We start from the raw sequence: 15,793 nt of genomic DNA, 5'->3' as shown, positions 1-15,793 counted from the left end.
TCAAATATAAAAAATTTACAATAAACATTCCCGTTTATTGCAATTTTTTAAAATTAAGTCTATCAAACATTTATTTTTAATTTTTCAGAAAATATACTTATTTTTGCACCTCAAATTTTATTTAAAAACATATGAAATCAATTGCTATTAGCGGTTCTGTAAGACAGAACGTAGGGAAAAGAGATGCAAAAGAATTGCGCTACCAAGGCTTAGTTCCTGCAGTTCTTTATGGAGGTGCTGAACAAATCCACCTTTCTGTATCCGCAGCTGATTTGAAACCAGTTCTTTACACTGCTGACGTAGTATTCGTAGAATTAACTATCGACGGCAAAACTGTAAAAGCTATCGTTCAAGATGCTCAATTTCACCCATTGACTGACCAAGTAAGACACGTAGACTTCTTAGAGTTGATCGACGACAAAGAAGTTTCATTAAATATCCCTGTTAAATTAACAGGAACTTCTCCAGGTGTTAAAATGGGGGGTAAATTAGTTCAAAAGTTGCGTAAGCTTCGTGTTAAAGCTTTACCAGCAAACCTTCCTCAATACATCGAGGTTCCTATGGAATCATTAGAAGTTGGTAAATCTATCCGTGTAGGTCAGATCCAATTAGAAAACGCAAGAATCTTAAACAACGCTGACGATACTATCGTATCTGTAGTAATGTCACGTGCATTGCGTCAAGCTGAACAAGAAGCAGCAAAAGCAGCGAAGAAAAAATAATTTTTTTCGACAGATATATAAAAAGGGCATCCATCATTGGAATGCCCTTTTTGTTTTAAATGATTTTATACCTTTGTGCTATGAATTTTCTTATCGTAGGTCTTGGAAATATAGGCAGCGAATATGCTGACACCCGACACAATATAGGTTTCATGGTTGCGGATGAGCTAGCCCGTCAGGCCGGCACAACTTGGTCATTGCTGCGCCACGCTTACTATACCGAATTCAAGTTGCGTGGACACAACGTATATGTCATCAAACCTACGACCTACATGAACCTCAGCGGCAAGGCCGTTAATTATTGGATGCAACAGTTGAAAGTTCCTCTATCGAACGTGCTGGTCATCGTGGATGATCTAGCTATACCCTTTGGCTCCCTGCGCATCAAACCTAAAGGATCGGCAGCCGGACATAACGGACTGAAATCCATCGAAGCACTTTGTGGCGGCCAGAACTACCCACGCCTACGCTTTGGGATAGGAAACAACTACCCTAAAGGCAGACAAGTAGAATATGTATTGGGCCCTTTCGATAAAGAAGAACAACAACAGCTACCCTCTCTTATCGAACATGCCGTCAAGATGGTGCATTCTTTTGTAAGCATAGGTATAGAGCTGACTATGACCAACCTCAATACTAAATAAGTCCGACACACTTCTAAACCTTGTATATTACAAGTTTTTTTCTGTTTAAGCCAAAAGCTAAGACTCAAGCAGATGAGCTAAAACAGAAGGCACTATCGCCTTTATTGATTCAACAGAAGTATCGAAAAATGGGGTAGCCCACATCTCTCTACGACAATACGTCTGTTTTCTTCAAAGAGCCGAAATAGCAGAAGAGCCATTCTATGATGGCTCTTCTGCTATTAAACATACCTCAGTGCAGACTAACACCTGTCAGCACTGCTCGTTGTGTACCCCCGCTAGGCTTGATGGTTTCTTTACCGTTGACAAGCATACCACTTGAACCACCTCCATCGAGGTTTAAGGCGTCCACACACCCCAAAGCTTTCATGACATTGGCCACATCAAGAGTAGTAAGCCCAGCTACACCAGGCGTGACATTTCGACCTTCACAGACAAAGAGCACCATCTTTTTGTCAGCACGTATGCCGATAGCTGTTCGCGGCTGGTTAGAGGTGGAAGATACGTCCAACATCTCCTCGACATAAGTGTTTTTCACATCGCCATCTTTCAGAAGTACGCCCACACCTCCTATCGCTGTTTTAGCGTTCAGCACGGTAGCTGTCTCCGGAAAAGTAGCATTGGGAACTTGTAACGGTGCTTTGTTAATATCGTTAGGTGCTGGTTTATTGTAGCTATAATTCACCTTATCGCTCGTAAAATAGGTCCAAGACACCTTGAATGAATTATCCTGCATTTGCGAGAAGGCCCCTAAAGTAGGATACCACATTGTCACCCAATCTTTAGAATAATAATTTTGGTTAGGAGCCAGCAATACCCCATTTCTCACCACAAGATTTTGTGAAAAATAAAAGGCATTGGCATAATAGAACAATCCGGCGTTAATGATAATAGGACGGTTGTTCTTTTCATAAAATTGGGTAAGAGTATTTACCGACTTACCTCCATAGCCTCCTGCGGTGGCATCATAACCTATATCGCCAAGAACATCAAAAGTAGCTTTCGTCATATCTGCCACAGCGATATAAGCTATAGCCTGTTTATTCTGTAAGGTAGATGGAGATTTATAGACAGATATATAATTTGGCAATTTTCCGAAGGTATCTCCAACATTGGTCCACCCCAATTTTACTATATCTTCATTTTTCTCTCTGTCATCGGCAGGATCTTCTATACCCCATTGCGGTGGTACGTGAGTTTCTTCCTTACACGCTACAGTAGAAGAAATAACCACAGCGAGAAGAAGTTTTGTCCAGAATCTAATCATACTCATAAAATTTAAGTAATACTATTAATTAGATGATTTGCGCTAGGTAGTCTAATCCCTCAAGCCTTTCTTCAATTCATCCCACCAACCATAATTAATGATATGTACGATATCGAAGACCATGGAACCTTGCGATTTTTTACGACACATCCTGAGTGCTTTTACAAATTGCTCTGGATGCCCCTTATATTGTTCCACATATAGGCCGGCATAGACGGGAGCAACCCCATTTACAACTCTATTTACAAGGTCGGCAGATCCTTCTACGGTATACCAGTCTTCTTTCTTTACGACAAGACCGGATTCCAAGGTTTTCTCCTGACTATCGTCCTGTTTGGCAATTTCGGCTTTCTCTACCTCAAAATAATAGTTACCGGTAGTGAAGAGGTCCAAAGCTTCTGCATAGCCATAATTTTTATATTCAGGGGTTGCCCAATCAAATTCCTGACTTGGATCGTAATCTTTGCTAGCAAAGTTTACTCCTACATCGAAATACAAAGGATACCAAGAACCGGTATAATCGCCGAAAATCAGATCTGGATTTATCGCCTTCAACGCCTCCCTTGCTGTATAGATAAAGTCATGGATGATACTTGCCCTCCACTCTAGCCAGGTCTTATACCATTTCCCTTCAATACGCTTATTTCCCTCGAAGTAGAAAATATCTTCAGGAAATCTTTCTAAACGTTGACCTATGTACTTTTCAAAAGCCTCTTTGCTTGCTGCTGAAAAGTCAGCGTTTAGGTTATCAAAGCGTACCCTGTCCAAGATAAGACCATCCAACTTAGGATAAAGACTCACCAGCTCCTTCAGGATAGACAGTTCATAGTCTCTTACTTCCTGTAAGGCAGGATTTAGCATGGCAGAATACTTGCTTTTCTGTTCAGTGATGGGTTTAAATCCTTCCGGTAAATAGGAAAGTGTCTGCCACTGCGCTTTTGTAGTATCTTCATAAACCACACCTCTGTCGAAGAAGTTGTGTCCTGCCACAAATACGTTAGTAGAAGCATGCACTTTCAATCCCAGACGATGTCCTTCTTCGATAAAGTAGGATAGCATATCCCATAAAAGATCCTTCTTTACACCGGACTGCCCCCACGATATCATTACAGGAGCAATCTTACTTGGATACAGTACCTCTCCCGTAATAGGTTTTACATCTACCACAACATCGGTGATACCGGCCTCTTTGGACTTTTCTAGATAAAAAGTGATAGAATCTTTAGAACAAAAACGATCGAAGTTGGCTGTCGCGTCAAACCAAAGAATATTTCTATGAACGAAATATTTGCTCTTATCGTGCTGCGAAGTAGCCTGCTGGCAGCCTGTAAACAGCAATGCCAGCAGAAATATAGCGTTTAAAAATTTCATTTTACTGATTTTTAACTCCCTCTTTTATTGCATCAAAAAGCTCCTGTTTCAGATAGTTATATTGTGGAGCATACATGTGCACTACGTCAAAAAGCATGATACCGCCCGACGTGCGGGAAAGAATATATTTTATGGCTCTGGAAATCTCGGATTTGCTTGCATAGTTTACGTTGCCCACATCCAAACTTCCATAAATAGGTTTTTTATTTTTGGTGATGTATTCAATACCATTAAGAGACCCTTCAATGCTCCACCAATGGTACTTCATACTTGCTGTCGCCGGATTTTCGGACAACATAATCTGCGTAAAATAATTGCCTGTCATTAACAAGTCCAGTTCTTCTAGGTATCCCGTCTCACCATATCCGGGGTATGCCCAATCGAAACGCACATTAAAATCCTGAAATGGATCGTATTCCTTGCTTGCCCAGTTCACCCCTACTTGATAGTAAGTGGTATACCAAGCACCTACATAGACACCAAAACTTACATTGGACTTCACTGATTTTACCGCAGCCCTAGCTTTCTTGATAAAATCTTGGATAACACTTGCTCTAAACACAAGCCATTGCTTGTAATATTTTCCTGTCGTGGCAGGAAGAAGTTGTCCTGATGACTCTCTCCAAGAGGAGACAATATCTGTAGGGAAATTCATCGAGCTTGCTTGAGTATCATTGTATTTTGTTCTTAAGAACTCGATAAATTTAGTTTTTGAGAAGTCGGAAAAGTCTGCATTGATATCGGTATAGCGGCAGTAATCCAGAATAATACCATCCATATCGAACTTACCGACCATCTCTTTAAGAAGGTTTAATACACGTTCCTGTACTTCCGGATGTGCCGGATTCACGAAGACGCTCTTGCCAGTAGTGGAAATGCGTCCCAATGTTCCTTGCGTATCTTTTACGACAATAGACTCATATTTTTCCTTAAATTCCGGATTATCCCATACATATCCTACACCTCCTGTGTTTCCTTCCACGAAAGTAACTATGGAAAGGTAGGTTTTCATTTTTCTTTTTTTAGCCTCACTGATGAGGAATTCTACATAGTCAGCAGGCTTGGTCTTTCCATCGTAGGAGGTCCATTCTTTTGTATATGCACTGTTATACATGGTATAGCCTGAGGAAGGCTTTACATCTATTACCAAGCCTGTCACGCCACAGTCTTCCAGCCTATCCAGAATATTGACGATTTCGGTTTTGCTGCTGAACTTTCCGTACGTTCCGAAGACGTTAGATCTAGCATCCACCCAAACTACGACATTTCTTCCTGGCGTTATAGGGTTTGTAGGTGGTTCCGGTTCTTCCGGCACATTCAGACTAGGTGGGGTATGATTATCTTTCGAACAAGCAAATAAACTCAATAAGGCAACCGCTAAAACAAAAAATTTCTTCTTCATAGCTTAAAAATTTAAAAGAGTAGCGCTTGCGCGCTACTCCAAACTATTTGACCTAATTTAACCTAAATATCGATACAATCGAACTGTACCCCGACAACATATCCGTTGGTAAACATAAAATATAGATAAAGGAAGTATCCGTTTTCAGATACAGCCATCACCACATCTCCCGTTCCATTCGTATTGGTTGCGGCACTCGCGGCATTAGGCCCATAAGCGCCTTTAGAAGCTGCCCAAATCAAGTTTGTAGGAGCTGTCGCCGAGGAAGGATCGCCAACAAGAGGCATCTCTGCATCCAACAAAAACACTTGGTCAGCAGATCCCCAGTTGAAACCATTCACATGATTATAGGCTACGTACTTACCATTATTGAACTCTATATAGTCTACCGAATTGACGATAAAGTTTGTGTTCAATGTTGTATTGGCTGAAGTAACAGAATGGTTTTGACCGCTCACTTTACCAAGGTTGTTGGTAGACGGATTATATCCCACCACATAATAATCACTAGAAAGTGACGGGGTCATATACTTCACATCAGCGTTATTCCAGTTCCATGCATAACCGTTGATATCAATGATATCCGGTGTTTGGGACACAAGCTGTCCGTTGGACACCTGCCATCTTGCAAATGAGTTTTGTGTAGCGTTACCTACAAGAGGTGCTGTGATGATAGCGTTCTGGTTAATATCGCCCACCACTGAGAACTTACGTCCGAATCCTCTACCTCCGGTATTCCACGAAATAAAAGGTTGAGGTGTTGCATTTACGGAAGTAACTTTATAAATCATAAAGGTATTGCCATCGTTCGTGGTCAGGTTGCATACCAATATGTTGCCAGCATTGTCTGAGGTAGCATAGAAGTTACGAAGACTGCCGATAAAGCCCGTCATGTCCACTTCGCCCTCCTTTTGACCGGTAACACCATTCAAATAGATGCTATTACGGTTGCGTGTGTTGATCACTAAATATTTACCTGACACAGCTAGACCTGTAGTAAGATGATCATCCGGAAGACCGAGGTCATCTTTCAGCTTCTTCGCAAACATTACCTTAGCACTACCCGGACGTATACCTTTAGCAAGTTTCTTCGCTTCCACCACTTTCATAGTATAAGTCTTACGGGCATTACCTGCTGAGGTAACCACAAAAGGAACATCATTATCTAAATTCACCGCTCCACCATTAGGAATAGAGGCCGAAGCATGTCGGTTGATGGTGTAAATAACCCTAGGGTTGTTTAGCACTGTACCTGGCACCAAAGAGAAGTTGATGTTCGTACCCAAAATAATAGCAGACACTTCTTGGGTGGCTCCTAACACATCCTCATAATATAGGGTAGCGGCAAACACATCGGTATTACCTTTCTTGTTGGCTACGACTACATATTTAGATTGCGTTCCATCTCCTGCTGTAACGGTAATATGCAAAGGATTATTAAGATCCGTAAAACCCTCTAACGAAGGTTCTATTTTCGCATCTACCGGTACTGACGCCTTAAGAAGGATTTTTGAAAGGTCCACTTCATTGTCGGAATCAATAGGATAATAGTAATCTATATTGACATAGATTGTGTCATTGCTAATAGTACTTTCGAAGAGCCTCTCTCTTCCTTTTCCTTCAAGTGTTGCATAGAAATCTTTGATGATAGAATCATCGTTAGGTGCAACATAGTTAGGTTTAGCACAAGAACATACTAATTGTCCAAGCACTAAAAATGACAGTATATAATTTATTAAAGTCTTCATACGAATATCTTTTTACCAACCTTGAATTTGTGTAAGACCTAAGTTGACTAATACTTCAGACTCAGGAATCGGCAGATAATATAGTCTAGGGTTAAAACTTCTGTCCACATTATCTGCATCTACCACTTGATACGAGTAACTTCCTCCAGTACTTTCTATTTTGTGGCCTGTCACACGTCTACCGTTCAGCACAATATGTGCTTTTCTCCATCTGCGCAGATCCCAGAAACGATGCCCTTCAAAGGCTAACTCGACCATACGTTCGTGCTCTATGGCTGCCATAGCCGATGACTGGTTGTTGTAATTTACCATTCCCAGCCCTCGTTTGGCACGCAGCTCCGACAATACGCTTGCCGAACCGGCAAAATCCCCAAGGCCTGCTTTGGCCTCTGCCAAATTCAAATAAACCTCCGCATAACGTAGTTCTATCCAACTTTGCGTACTGCGGTTAACCAGAAGATTCGTATTGTTTGGATCTAACAGCTTCTTAGCATAATAACCTGTAACAGTTCTTTTTGGTTCTGCTTCCACTCCATATTGAATAAACCCTTCAATCTGATCGGAAGTAGTGGTATTTAAGGTTCTTCCTTTCCATGATGCCCCATTATATAGGATGGTAGCATAGAAACGAGGCTCACGCTTATCATATGGATTGGCAGCATGTTCCGGATTAGTCCAAGAGAATTTTGTTCCATCTTCCATCTCAAACTCATCCACAAGTTCAGCGGTAGGCACACCATACACTAAGGTCATTCCATTATTATCGCGTGGTGGAGCATATCCGTAATCATATTGATGGGTGATGGAAGGATAAACAAAATCTACACGAAATATTGCTTCCTTCGTGTTTTTATTAGTGAAGATAGAAGCATAATTGCCATCCAACTCATATTTATTAAGACTACGGACAGATTCTGCAGCATCGGCCGCAATCTGATAGAATTCACGTGCTCTTGATTCTGTAATTCCGGTCAGTGGATCAGAATTAAACTGCTTGCGATCATATTGGGCAATAGACCCTGCATAAAGAGCGACTCTCGACAACAGAGCATATGCTGCCCCCTTGTTCGCCCGTCCGGCAAGTGCGTTTACCGGCAGATTTTCGGCTGCATATTTCAGGTCTTGAATCATAAAGTCATAAACCTGTTCTTCACTAGAGCGTTGTTTATCCTTCTCATTATAGGTATTGATATCATCTTGGATGATAACAGAACCATGGATTTTGGCTAGCCAGAAATAGGTGTAGGCACGGATAAATCTTGCTTCCGCTTCGTATTTTACTTTTTCCTCGTCGCTCAACAACGACTTGGTTCTCACTCCTTCTATAAATTCGTTGACACGTCTGATGCGGGTATATCCCGTACTCCAATAGTTCAATCCCACGCTTGAAGGCGAAAATTGGCTTGAACTAGAAATTAATATATTCACCGTACCATTACCCGGTACTGTAGAGGTAAATTTCATGATATCGGCCAAGGCATCCATGGCATTATCATATCCTAGACCTGGAAACAACCCAAACTGGAAATTTTTGAACTCTGCGTACAAACCGTCTACATACAGTTCAATAGTTGATGGATCGGCCCATACAGCTTCCTCCGCATATCGGTCTTGTGGCACCACATCTATACTACAGCTTTGAATGCTTACTGTCGTTGATGCTATTAAAGCCAGCAAACTATATTTTAATTTATTTTTGATTCTCATGACTTAAGATTTAGAAGGTTACACTTACACCAAATTCATATAAACGTTGCTGAGGATAGAAACCCAACGTAACATTCGGCATTTCCGGATCTATATATTTCAAATGATCCCAGGTATACAAGTTAGAACCTGTTACGAATAGTCTAAAGCTTTGAATTTTAGCTTTATCAACAAATTTTTTAGGTAGTGTATAGCCTAACTGCATAGATTTCAGACGCAGATAATCTCCACTACGAATCCAGCCTGAGTTGGCATGGGCATTGTTTGATGACAATCCCACCTGATTGGCTGTCAATCTTGGGAATTTAGCATTTGGATTATCCGGACGCCAAGCATTTTCTACTAAGAAATATGGAGCATTACCATTTCCATAGAATGTCTTGGTCCATACGGTATTATCGTCGATGGCTTGAGTAACGCCTGCAGAACCTTCATATGTTCCTGCCAATGAAACATCCGCTATTGCAGCTCCTTGAAGGAGAGCAGAAAAGTCAAATCCTTTATACGCTAAATTTATATCCAAACCAAACATGATCTCTGGTACATTGGATTTACCGATAAAGGTTCTATCCCCGCTGCTTGTGATTAAACCATCTCCATTAAGATCTTTGAATTTGAAAAATCCTGGCGCCAGAGCACCTGTTGAAGGCGAAGGCGTGTTGAACGCTTCTTCCCAAGTTTGGATCATCCCTTCAACGACATATCCTCTTTTCGCACCAATAGAACGTCCAATTACACTTAGATGAGAAGGAGTTCCATCTGCTTCTTGATATTTGAGATATCTGTTACGAGCCCAGTTGAAGTTTCCTGTCAGACTCAAACGGAAATCTCCAAAATTATCATTGTATTTTACTTGAGCGTCAAATCCTCTGTTGTCTACCTCTCCGATATTAGCCAATGAAGGGTAATAACCTCCTACAGATGGTGGATACAATCCACTTACAGAGCCCAAAATACCGGTAGTATACTTATAAAACCAGTCGAATTCCAAAGAGAACTTCCTTAAGAAACGTGTTTCAAAACCAATATTGAATGTAGAAGTCTCTTCCCATTTGAGGTTAGGGTTAGGCACATTGGAAGTATATAATGCTGCTACAGGAACTCCATCGATTACTACCACCGGATCGGATGTAGGAACGAATGTGGCCATATACGGGAATGAGCCTTCTTGAGCTTTATCGTTACCCGATTTACCGTACGAAGCCTTAAGCTTCAAATACTGTATATTATTGACATTGCTAAAGAAATCTTCTTTGGAAATGACCCATCCCAGACCTGCTGCAGGGAACATATTCCATCTGTTATTTTTAGCAAAAGAGGAGGAAGCGTCCCATCTGTTCACTGCTTCTAGCAAGTACTTTTCCTTATAGCCATAGCTCACACGGGCCACCAAGCCTGCACGTCTTATTTGTGCGGCAGACGCACCTCCTGGAGCAATAATATCTTCAGGATCTTTGGAGCCATAGTCCAATTCATGAATAATCGTGATAGGGAAGTTACGCACGCCTACCCCAAAGGAGTTACCATACGACTTGGAGAACTCATATAGGGCCAAAGCACTTATAGAATGTGTGTCGTTAAAAACCTTATTATAGTTAAGACTTGCTTGCAAATTTTGTTTATAGCTCGCAGAATGATTTTGTGTCAAGCGCGTAACAGTGATTCCAGGTACGGTTTTTTGCAGACTGTAATCCCCTGTCACCTGAGTCATGCCTCGGGCCATAGTTTCATAAGGTTGTGCCCATGATTTGCTTTCCTGTTGCGTATAGTCATAGGCTCCTTGAACTTTCGCCACCAAACCATCAATACCAGGTACATAGAAATTCAGATGTGCTTGTCCCTGAAAAATATTTCCCAAATATTTTTGGTATCCGGATTTCTCAACAGATGCTATCGGATTCAAAAGTCCTACCTGATTGGAAATGGATGTTGGAAGTCCGTTAGGAGCATATTGAGGGATATTAGGCAACATACGTGCTGCCTGATACCAAGGATTCATATATTGAGTATTATCCGGAGCTATACCCGGTAAATTTGTTATCTGATGGCGTAGATGTAGATTCACACCGAATCCCAAGAAACTTGCAAGTCGTGAATTAATATTTGTTCTTACATTATAGCGTTTAAAATCCGTATGGTTGATTACACCATCCTGAAGCATATGACTCAATGCAGCGAAATACTGCGTATTATTATTTCCTCCGGATAATGTTGCTGAATGGTGTTGTGAATAACTATTCTCTCCAGCCAATAGTCCCATCCAGTCCGTATTGCCTAGCAGAGGATTGGTATTTGTGCCATTTCGTACGGCATCTATCATCTCTTGAGAATATACATATGCTATTGGACTTTGACCTAGATTTAACAAGGCATCATTATCCATCTCTATACCTTTATTATACCAGGCCATATAGTCCGGTCCATCCAAAAACTTTGGTAATCGTGTATTTTGACCTATGCTATAGGAGAAGTCATACGATACCTTAGTTGGTGTCGACACACCGGATTTGGTTTTTACAAGGATAATCCCGTTGGAGCCCTGAACTCCATACATGGAAGTTGCCACAGCATCTTTTAATGTAGAAATAGATTCTATCTCATTAGGATCTAAATACGCTAATGTAGAAATCGGTCTTTCCACATCATCCACAATCAACAGTGGAGATCGGTTTCCTCCATAAGTACTGATGCCTCGGATATATAAGGCTGCATTATCTGCTCCAGGTCTTCCCGACTGCTGTAAAGAGGTCAAACCAGGCAACCTTCCCGCCAAAGCATTGGTAAGGTTCATTGCCGGAGCCTTCTTTAATTCTTCTCCTGAAATCTGAGCTACAGACCCTACCATGGTACTTTTCTTCTGCGTACCGTATGCCGCCACGACCATCACCTCTTCGATAGCACGATCAGACTGCTGCAAAACAATTGTCAGCGTCCTTGCCTCGTTAAGAGTAACGGTTTGGGTTTCGTAACCTACAAAAGAAACCTCTACTTGTGTCGGAAATTTGTCCACCCTAATTGAAAAATTTCCATCCGTAGAGGATGAGACCATTTGATTAGAATTTTTTACTCTAATCGTCGCTCCTGCAATAGGACTATTTTGCTCATTGCGTACCACTCCCTGCACCATTGTCTGCGCATAGACGGAAAGGGTACTTAACAGCATCGTAATAAAGCAGAAAGCCCTAAACACATTAGATGTAGTAAAGTTTAGACATTTCATAATTTATTTAATTGGTGTTTGTTTGTTCCAAAAATAATATAAGGATTGGTGAATCTCTTTAGCCAATAACGATACAGTTATTGCTAGAAATAAAAGGTTACATATTGCAATTTAATAGGTTTATATACACTAAATTATAAAATATTAGCTTTATAACAAATATATTTTTAAAAAAAATTAATAATAAATATCAATAAAAGCCGTCACATAAACTTTGATTTATTCTGACGGCTTATTCTGCTCTTATATTCCTTGAAGTACTGTAGTCTCAAGCGACTCATATATTTTAAATAAGGCACGCGGCACATGGAAGCACCCTTTCCACTTACCTCCTTTTAAGGTGAGCAAAGGCTGTCCTTGTCTATTGAGATAGCCGAACCACTCTCCATACTGTGGGTCTGAGAATCTATTAAAGGCATAGTTATCCAATTTTTCAAACCATGCTTTACATCTCTCGTCTCCTGTATAGGCATAACCTTTAGCCATACATACTAAAGCTTCCAGATGCACCCACCATAGTTTTTGGTCCCATTCCAGCTGTTGTGGTGGTCTGTTTAAGATATCTTTAAAGTAGAAAATACCGCCAAACTCCTCATCCCATCCATACTCCAGCGCACGTAGCGCTATCTGAATACATTTATCCATCAGTTTAGCATCCTTACGTCTGGCAGCCAGATCCATCATAAACCACATAGCTTCGATGACATGCCCCGGATTTACCAATCGTCCTTCAAATGTATCTGAAAAAGTACCGTCGGCATTGACACTTTCTACGATAAGGCCACTTTCAGGTTGATAGAACACTTCCATCACCTCGTGAATGATTTCATCGATAAGCGATTCTACAGTATCTGTGCCTACGATATGCTCTAATTCCAACGACAGATTGCTCAGAATCATCGGCAGCGAAAAACCCTTGAGAGCCCGTGTATTAGGATAAGCCTTATTGTATTTACCTTTTGGATTATTGCGTCTTTGGATGATACGTTTGAAAGTGTCGTAAGCGACCTGCGCATATTCATCGTTGTTAGTAATCTTATACAACGCCGCCAAGCCCATGCTGGCAAAGCAATCCGAAAAGATGTTGTAAGGCTGCACCAATGGATTTCCTGCTCTATCCAGAGCGAAATACCAATCGCCCTTTTCGTCACGGCCATGCTGTAAAATAAAGCGGGCTCCATGTTCTGCTATCTCTTTCCAATGCTCCTTCGCCTCTACCTTATCATATAGCATAGACATCGTCCATATCTGACGTCCCTGCAACCACATGAACTTATCCGTATCGAAGACAGAGCCGTCACGATCCAGACATGTCAAATAACCTCCATATTCTTTGTCAATGGAATATTTTTCCCAAAAAGGAATCACATTCTCTAATAATTCTTTCCTATACTTAATAACAAAATCTTCCATCCCAAAAATCTATAATGTTGCTATATATTCTTTGTATCTATTGTATAAGTGTCCTGCCTGTAAGTACGCCGACTGTGGACTCATGAAATGCGAAAACTCAAAGGTAATAGCCTTGTCGTATCCGGCTTTACGAGCGGCTTCCAACTTCAAGCGTAATTTCTCGAATTTGATAGGCAAAAATTTGATAGGCATATCGCGATCAAAGGTTTCCGCATTGGTCCAGCACTGCATATTATACTTGTCTGCCAACTTTTTATTGACTGTAAAGAAATCTTCCAACTCATGATAGTCTATATGTCCATCTTGGAAGGCTACAGCATCCACAGCTGTATGGATTTCATGAAATATTTCATTCCACTCGGTTTCATGTTCTTTCAAGGAGACAGCATCCGTCTTGGTGAGCTGTGCCGAGGCCGCCATCACGGCTTTTTTGCCATCTATCCATGGGGAAATGAATGTGGGCAAGTTGCCACTCACCCCTTTACACTGTTCACCCAGAATACGAAATGCAGCCGCAGCACCTTTAGTCTTTCTACTGATTTCCATACTGAGATACCAGCCTGCAAAACTCGAATAGTGACCATATCTACTCCACACCTCGTCGATAACATAGCGGTTGGCATCAATTTCATGCTGCATATCTCCCGTATCCCAATACTTACCGCTGTCATACAAACCGAAATAAAATTTAAGACCATGCTTCTCTGCCAGTTGGAGAAACATCTCCACCAAGTCTACCGGTGGCTCATAGCATCCTAGGTTTTTCTGCAAATAAGCCGATGGATAGGTAATAAATCTCCTATAACCCGAGCGTATCATGATTACCGTATCTATACCTACGGCTTTCATATATGCAAAATCCCTATCCCACTCCTCTCTACCCCAATTCTGATGGGGAATATCGTGGCTTATCTCATCAATAAAAGTTCCCGTAATCTTCATCTATAAGAATTTTTTGTCTACCAAATATTTTGCCCATACCAAATAGGCATCAGTATTAACATGTATGCCATCTCCTGTGTATTGCTCTTTCAACGTATAACCATCTGCCAACACCTCTTTCACATCAACATAGGTAAGCTTATACCTTTTGCACAGTTTCACCAATCCTTCGTTAAGATCTCGGATCATCTGTTCTTTACCTTTCAGATAATCGTATTTCAGCAGCTTTTCATTCAATGGCAACGTACTTTGTACATATATTTTTGTCTTAGGGCTTGTTTTTTGAATAATACGGATAATTTCTTCCCAGTTTTTCAAAGTTATTTCGGTGGGTAATCCACGCCCTATGTCATTGATACCCATCATCAGAAAAATCTTTTTCGGCTTAGAAAGCATTACATCCCCAATTCGGGCTTTCATTCCAAAGGTATTGTCTCCTCCAATCCCTCTATTAGCAACCTTATATTGAGCGAAAAGCTCATGCCATGGTCCCCGCTCCGTAATGCTATTGCCGAAGAAAATCACATCTACGGCCTGTCCTTTTATATGCTGATATAATTTTTCTCTGGAGTCGTAATACCAATTATTGTATGCACTATCTACTGCTTTATTTTGGGCATAAAGTCCATTTATGGAAGCAAAAACAAACATGATAACATTCAACCACTTCATAATCTACAAGACTTTAATTTTTTTCAAATACGCGACAACTTGCGGATATGCCCACACCTCTAGGTGTATACCGTCCGGTGTGATATCTTCACGCAACTGACCTTTAAGGTCAGCCACCACCGGATAAAGGTCTATAAACTCAACTTGATTATGGGCTGCGGCAATATCTTTCAACGCATCATTCAGCTTGGCAATATCTTCATTTTTCACTGCCTTGAAGGACTCTATAAGCTTTTTCTCATTGATAGGAAGTATGCTGTTCAGATAGACTTTCGTATTCGGAGATTGTAATCTCACTGCCGTTACGATCTTTTTATAGTTGTCCACAATATAGGATATCGGGACTCTTCTTTTAAGATCATTGACTCCTATCATCAAAAAAATCTTGGACGGCTGATGCCGCAAAATCTCATCCAAACGGGCTACCACACCAAAAGATATATCTCCACTGATACCTCGATTCAGAATCGGAAGCTCCGGCGCTATATCATTCCAACGTCCGGCATCCGTAAGACTATTACCGACAAATATTATAGCACCTTTTCGTACCGGCATTTTCCAGAAAGTTTCTACTCTTTCCGTATATCCGGAAAAAACATAATTGCTGTCTACGTCTGCTGCCTCTTGAGCCATCGCATGTGACATCAAGAAGAAGGTCATTAGAGGAAAAAGATATTTTTTCATC

Annotated in this window: 12 protein-coding genes; 2 read left to right on the top strand and 10 right to left on the bottom strand. The window is 41.0% G+C overall.

The window, feature by feature from the left end; translation table 11 throughout:
• The first annotated feature begins 131 nt into the window (after positions 1 to 131).
• Positions 132 to 722, top strand: coding sequence for a 50S ribosomal protein L25/general stress protein Ctc (locus ABD873_RS07200; RefSeq protein ID WP_039053991.1), 591 nt, complete (start codon positions 132 to 134; stop codon positions 720 to 722).
• A gap of 80 nt (positions 723 to 802) precedes the next feature.
• The gene (gene pth, locus ABD873_RS07195; protein ID WP_039054102.1) at positions 803 to 1,366 is read left to right on the top strand and encodes an aminoacyl-tRNA hydrolase; all 564 of its coding nucleotides are present in this window, start codon (positions 803 to 805) and stop codon (positions 1,364 to 1,366) included.
• Between the two features lie 232 nt (positions 1,367 to 1,598).
• Here the strand turns inward: pth and ABD873_RS07190 are convergent, their stop codons facing one another.
• The 10 genes from ABD873_RS07190 to ABD873_RS07145 all read right to left on the bottom strand — a co-directional run bounded on the left by ABD873_RS07190 (position 1,599) and on the right by ABD873_RS07145 (position 15,792).
• Complete coding sequence (locus tag ABD873_RS07190) at positions 1,599 to 2,633, bottom strand: phosphodiester glycosidase family protein (protein WP_345066598.1); 1,035 nt, start codon at positions 2,631 to 2,633, stop codon at positions 1,599 to 1,601.
• Between the two features lie 51 nt (positions 2,634 to 2,684).
• Positions 2,685 to 4,004, bottom strand: coding sequence for an alpha amylase family protein (locus ABD873_RS07185; RefSeq protein WP_345066596.1), 1,320 nt, complete (start codon positions 4,002 to 4,004; stop codon positions 2,685 to 2,687).
• Position 4,005: 1 nt separating this feature from the next.
• A complete protein-coding gene (locus ABD873_RS07180) occupies positions 4,006 to 5,406 on the bottom strand; it encodes a family 10 glycosylhydrolase (protein ID WP_345066593.1) in 1,401 nt (466 codons plus the stop codon).
• Between the two features lie 62 nt (positions 5,407 to 5,468).
• Entirely contained in the window at positions 5,469 to 7,154 is a 1,686-nt protein-coding gene (locus ABD873_RS07175) for a DUF5018 domain-containing protein (protein ID WP_345066590.1), read from the bottom strand.
• A 12-nt stretch (positions 7,155 to 7,166) separates the two neighbouring features.
• Positions 7,167 to 8,861, bottom strand: coding sequence for a RagB/SusD family nutrient uptake outer membrane protein (locus ABD873_RS07170; RefSeq protein WP_345066587.1), 1,695 nt, complete (start codon positions 8,859 to 8,861; stop codon positions 7,167 to 7,169).
• A 10-nt stretch (positions 8,862 to 8,871) separates the two neighbouring features.
• A complete protein-coding gene (locus ABD873_RS07165; RefSeq protein WP_345066584.1) occupies positions 8,872 to 12,081 on the bottom strand; it encodes a SusC/RagA family TonB-linked outer membrane protein in 3,210 nt (1,069 codons plus the stop codon).
• A 243-nt stretch (positions 12,082 to 12,324) separates the two neighbouring features.
• Positions 12,325 to 13,494 carry a n-acyl-d-glucosamine 2-epimerase gene (locus ABD873_RS07160; protein ID WP_345066581.1) on the bottom strand — a complete coding sequence of 390 codons (1,170 nt, stop codon included), beginning with the start codon at positions 13,492 to 13,494 and terminating at the stop codon, positions 12,325 to 12,327.
• 9 nt (positions 13,495 to 13,503) lie between these two features.
• Positions 13,504 to 14,436 (bottom strand): DUF4434 domain-containing protein, encoded by a 933-nt coding sequence (locus tag ABD873_RS07155; RefSeq protein ID WP_345066578.1) that lies wholly within the window; start codon positions 14,434 to 14,436, stop codon positions 13,504 to 13,506.
• Positions 14,437 to 15,108: a GDSL-type esterase/lipase family protein gene (locus ABD873_RS07150; RefSeq protein WP_345066576.1), complete on the bottom strand. Its 672-nt coding sequence runs from the start codon at positions 15,106 to 15,108 to the stop codon at positions 14,437 to 14,439. It lies immediately after the preceding gene.
• A gap of 3 nt (positions 15,109 to 15,111) precedes the next feature.
• On the bottom strand, positions 15,112 to 15,792 hold the full coding sequence (locus ABD873_RS07145) for a GDSL-type esterase/lipase family protein (RefSeq protein WP_345066573.1): 681 nt from the start codon (positions 15,790 to 15,792) through the stop codon (positions 15,112 to 15,114).
• Position 15,793: the final 1 nt, after the last annotated feature.

Source organism: Sphingobacterium thermophilum, from assembly GCF_039541675.1.
Classification (GTDB): domain Bacteria; phylum Bacteroidota; class Bacteroidia; order Sphingobacteriales; family Sphingobacteriaceae; genus Sphingobacterium; species Sphingobacterium thermophilum.
This window is presented reverse-complemented; position numbering and strand designations above follow the sequence as displayed.

Coding starts and splice junctions, on each gene's coding strand:
- ABD873_RS07200 (WP_039053991.1), top strand. CDS start 132: ATGAAATCAATTGCTATTAGCGGTTCTGTAAGACAGAACGTAGGGAAA.
- pth (WP_039054102.1), top strand. CDS start 803: ATGAATTTTCTTATCGTAGGTCTTGGAAATATAGGCAGCGAATATGCT.
- ABD873_RS07190 (WP_345066598.1), bottom strand. CDS start 2,633: ATGATTAGATTCTGGACAAAACTTCTTCTCGCTGTGGTTATTTCTTCT.
- ABD873_RS07185 (WP_345066596.1), bottom strand. CDS start 4,004: ATGAAATTTTTAAACGCTATATTTCTGCTGGCATTGCTGTTTACAGGC.
- ABD873_RS07180 (WP_345066593.1), bottom strand. CDS start 5,406: ATGAAGAAGAAATTTTTTGTTTTAGCGGTTGCCTTATTGAGTTTATTT.
- ABD873_RS07175 (WP_345066590.1), bottom strand. CDS start 7,154: ATGAAGACTTTAATAAATTATATACTGTCATTTTTAGTGCTTGGACAA.
- ABD873_RS07170 (WP_345066587.1), bottom strand. CDS start 8,861: ATGAGAATCAAAAATAAATTAAAATATAGTTTGCTGGCTTTAATAGCA.
- ABD873_RS07165 (WP_345066584.1), bottom strand. CDS start 12,081: ATGAAATGTCTAAACTTTACTACATCTAATGTGTTTAGGGCTTTCTGC.
- ABD873_RS07160 (WP_345066581.1), bottom strand. CDS start 13,494: ATGGAAGATTTTGTTATTAAGTATAGGAAAGAATTATTAGAGAATGTG.
- ABD873_RS07155 (WP_345066578.1), bottom strand. CDS start 14,436: ATGAAGATTACGGGAACTTTTATTGATGAGATAAGCCACGATATTCCC.
- ABD873_RS07150 (WP_345066576.1), bottom strand. CDS start 15,108: ATGAAGTGGTTGAATGTTATCATGTTTGTTTTTGCTTCCATAAATGGA.
- ABD873_RS07145 (WP_345066573.1), bottom strand. CDS start 15,792: ATGAAAAAATATCTTTTTCCTCTAATGACCTTCTTCTTGATGTCACAT.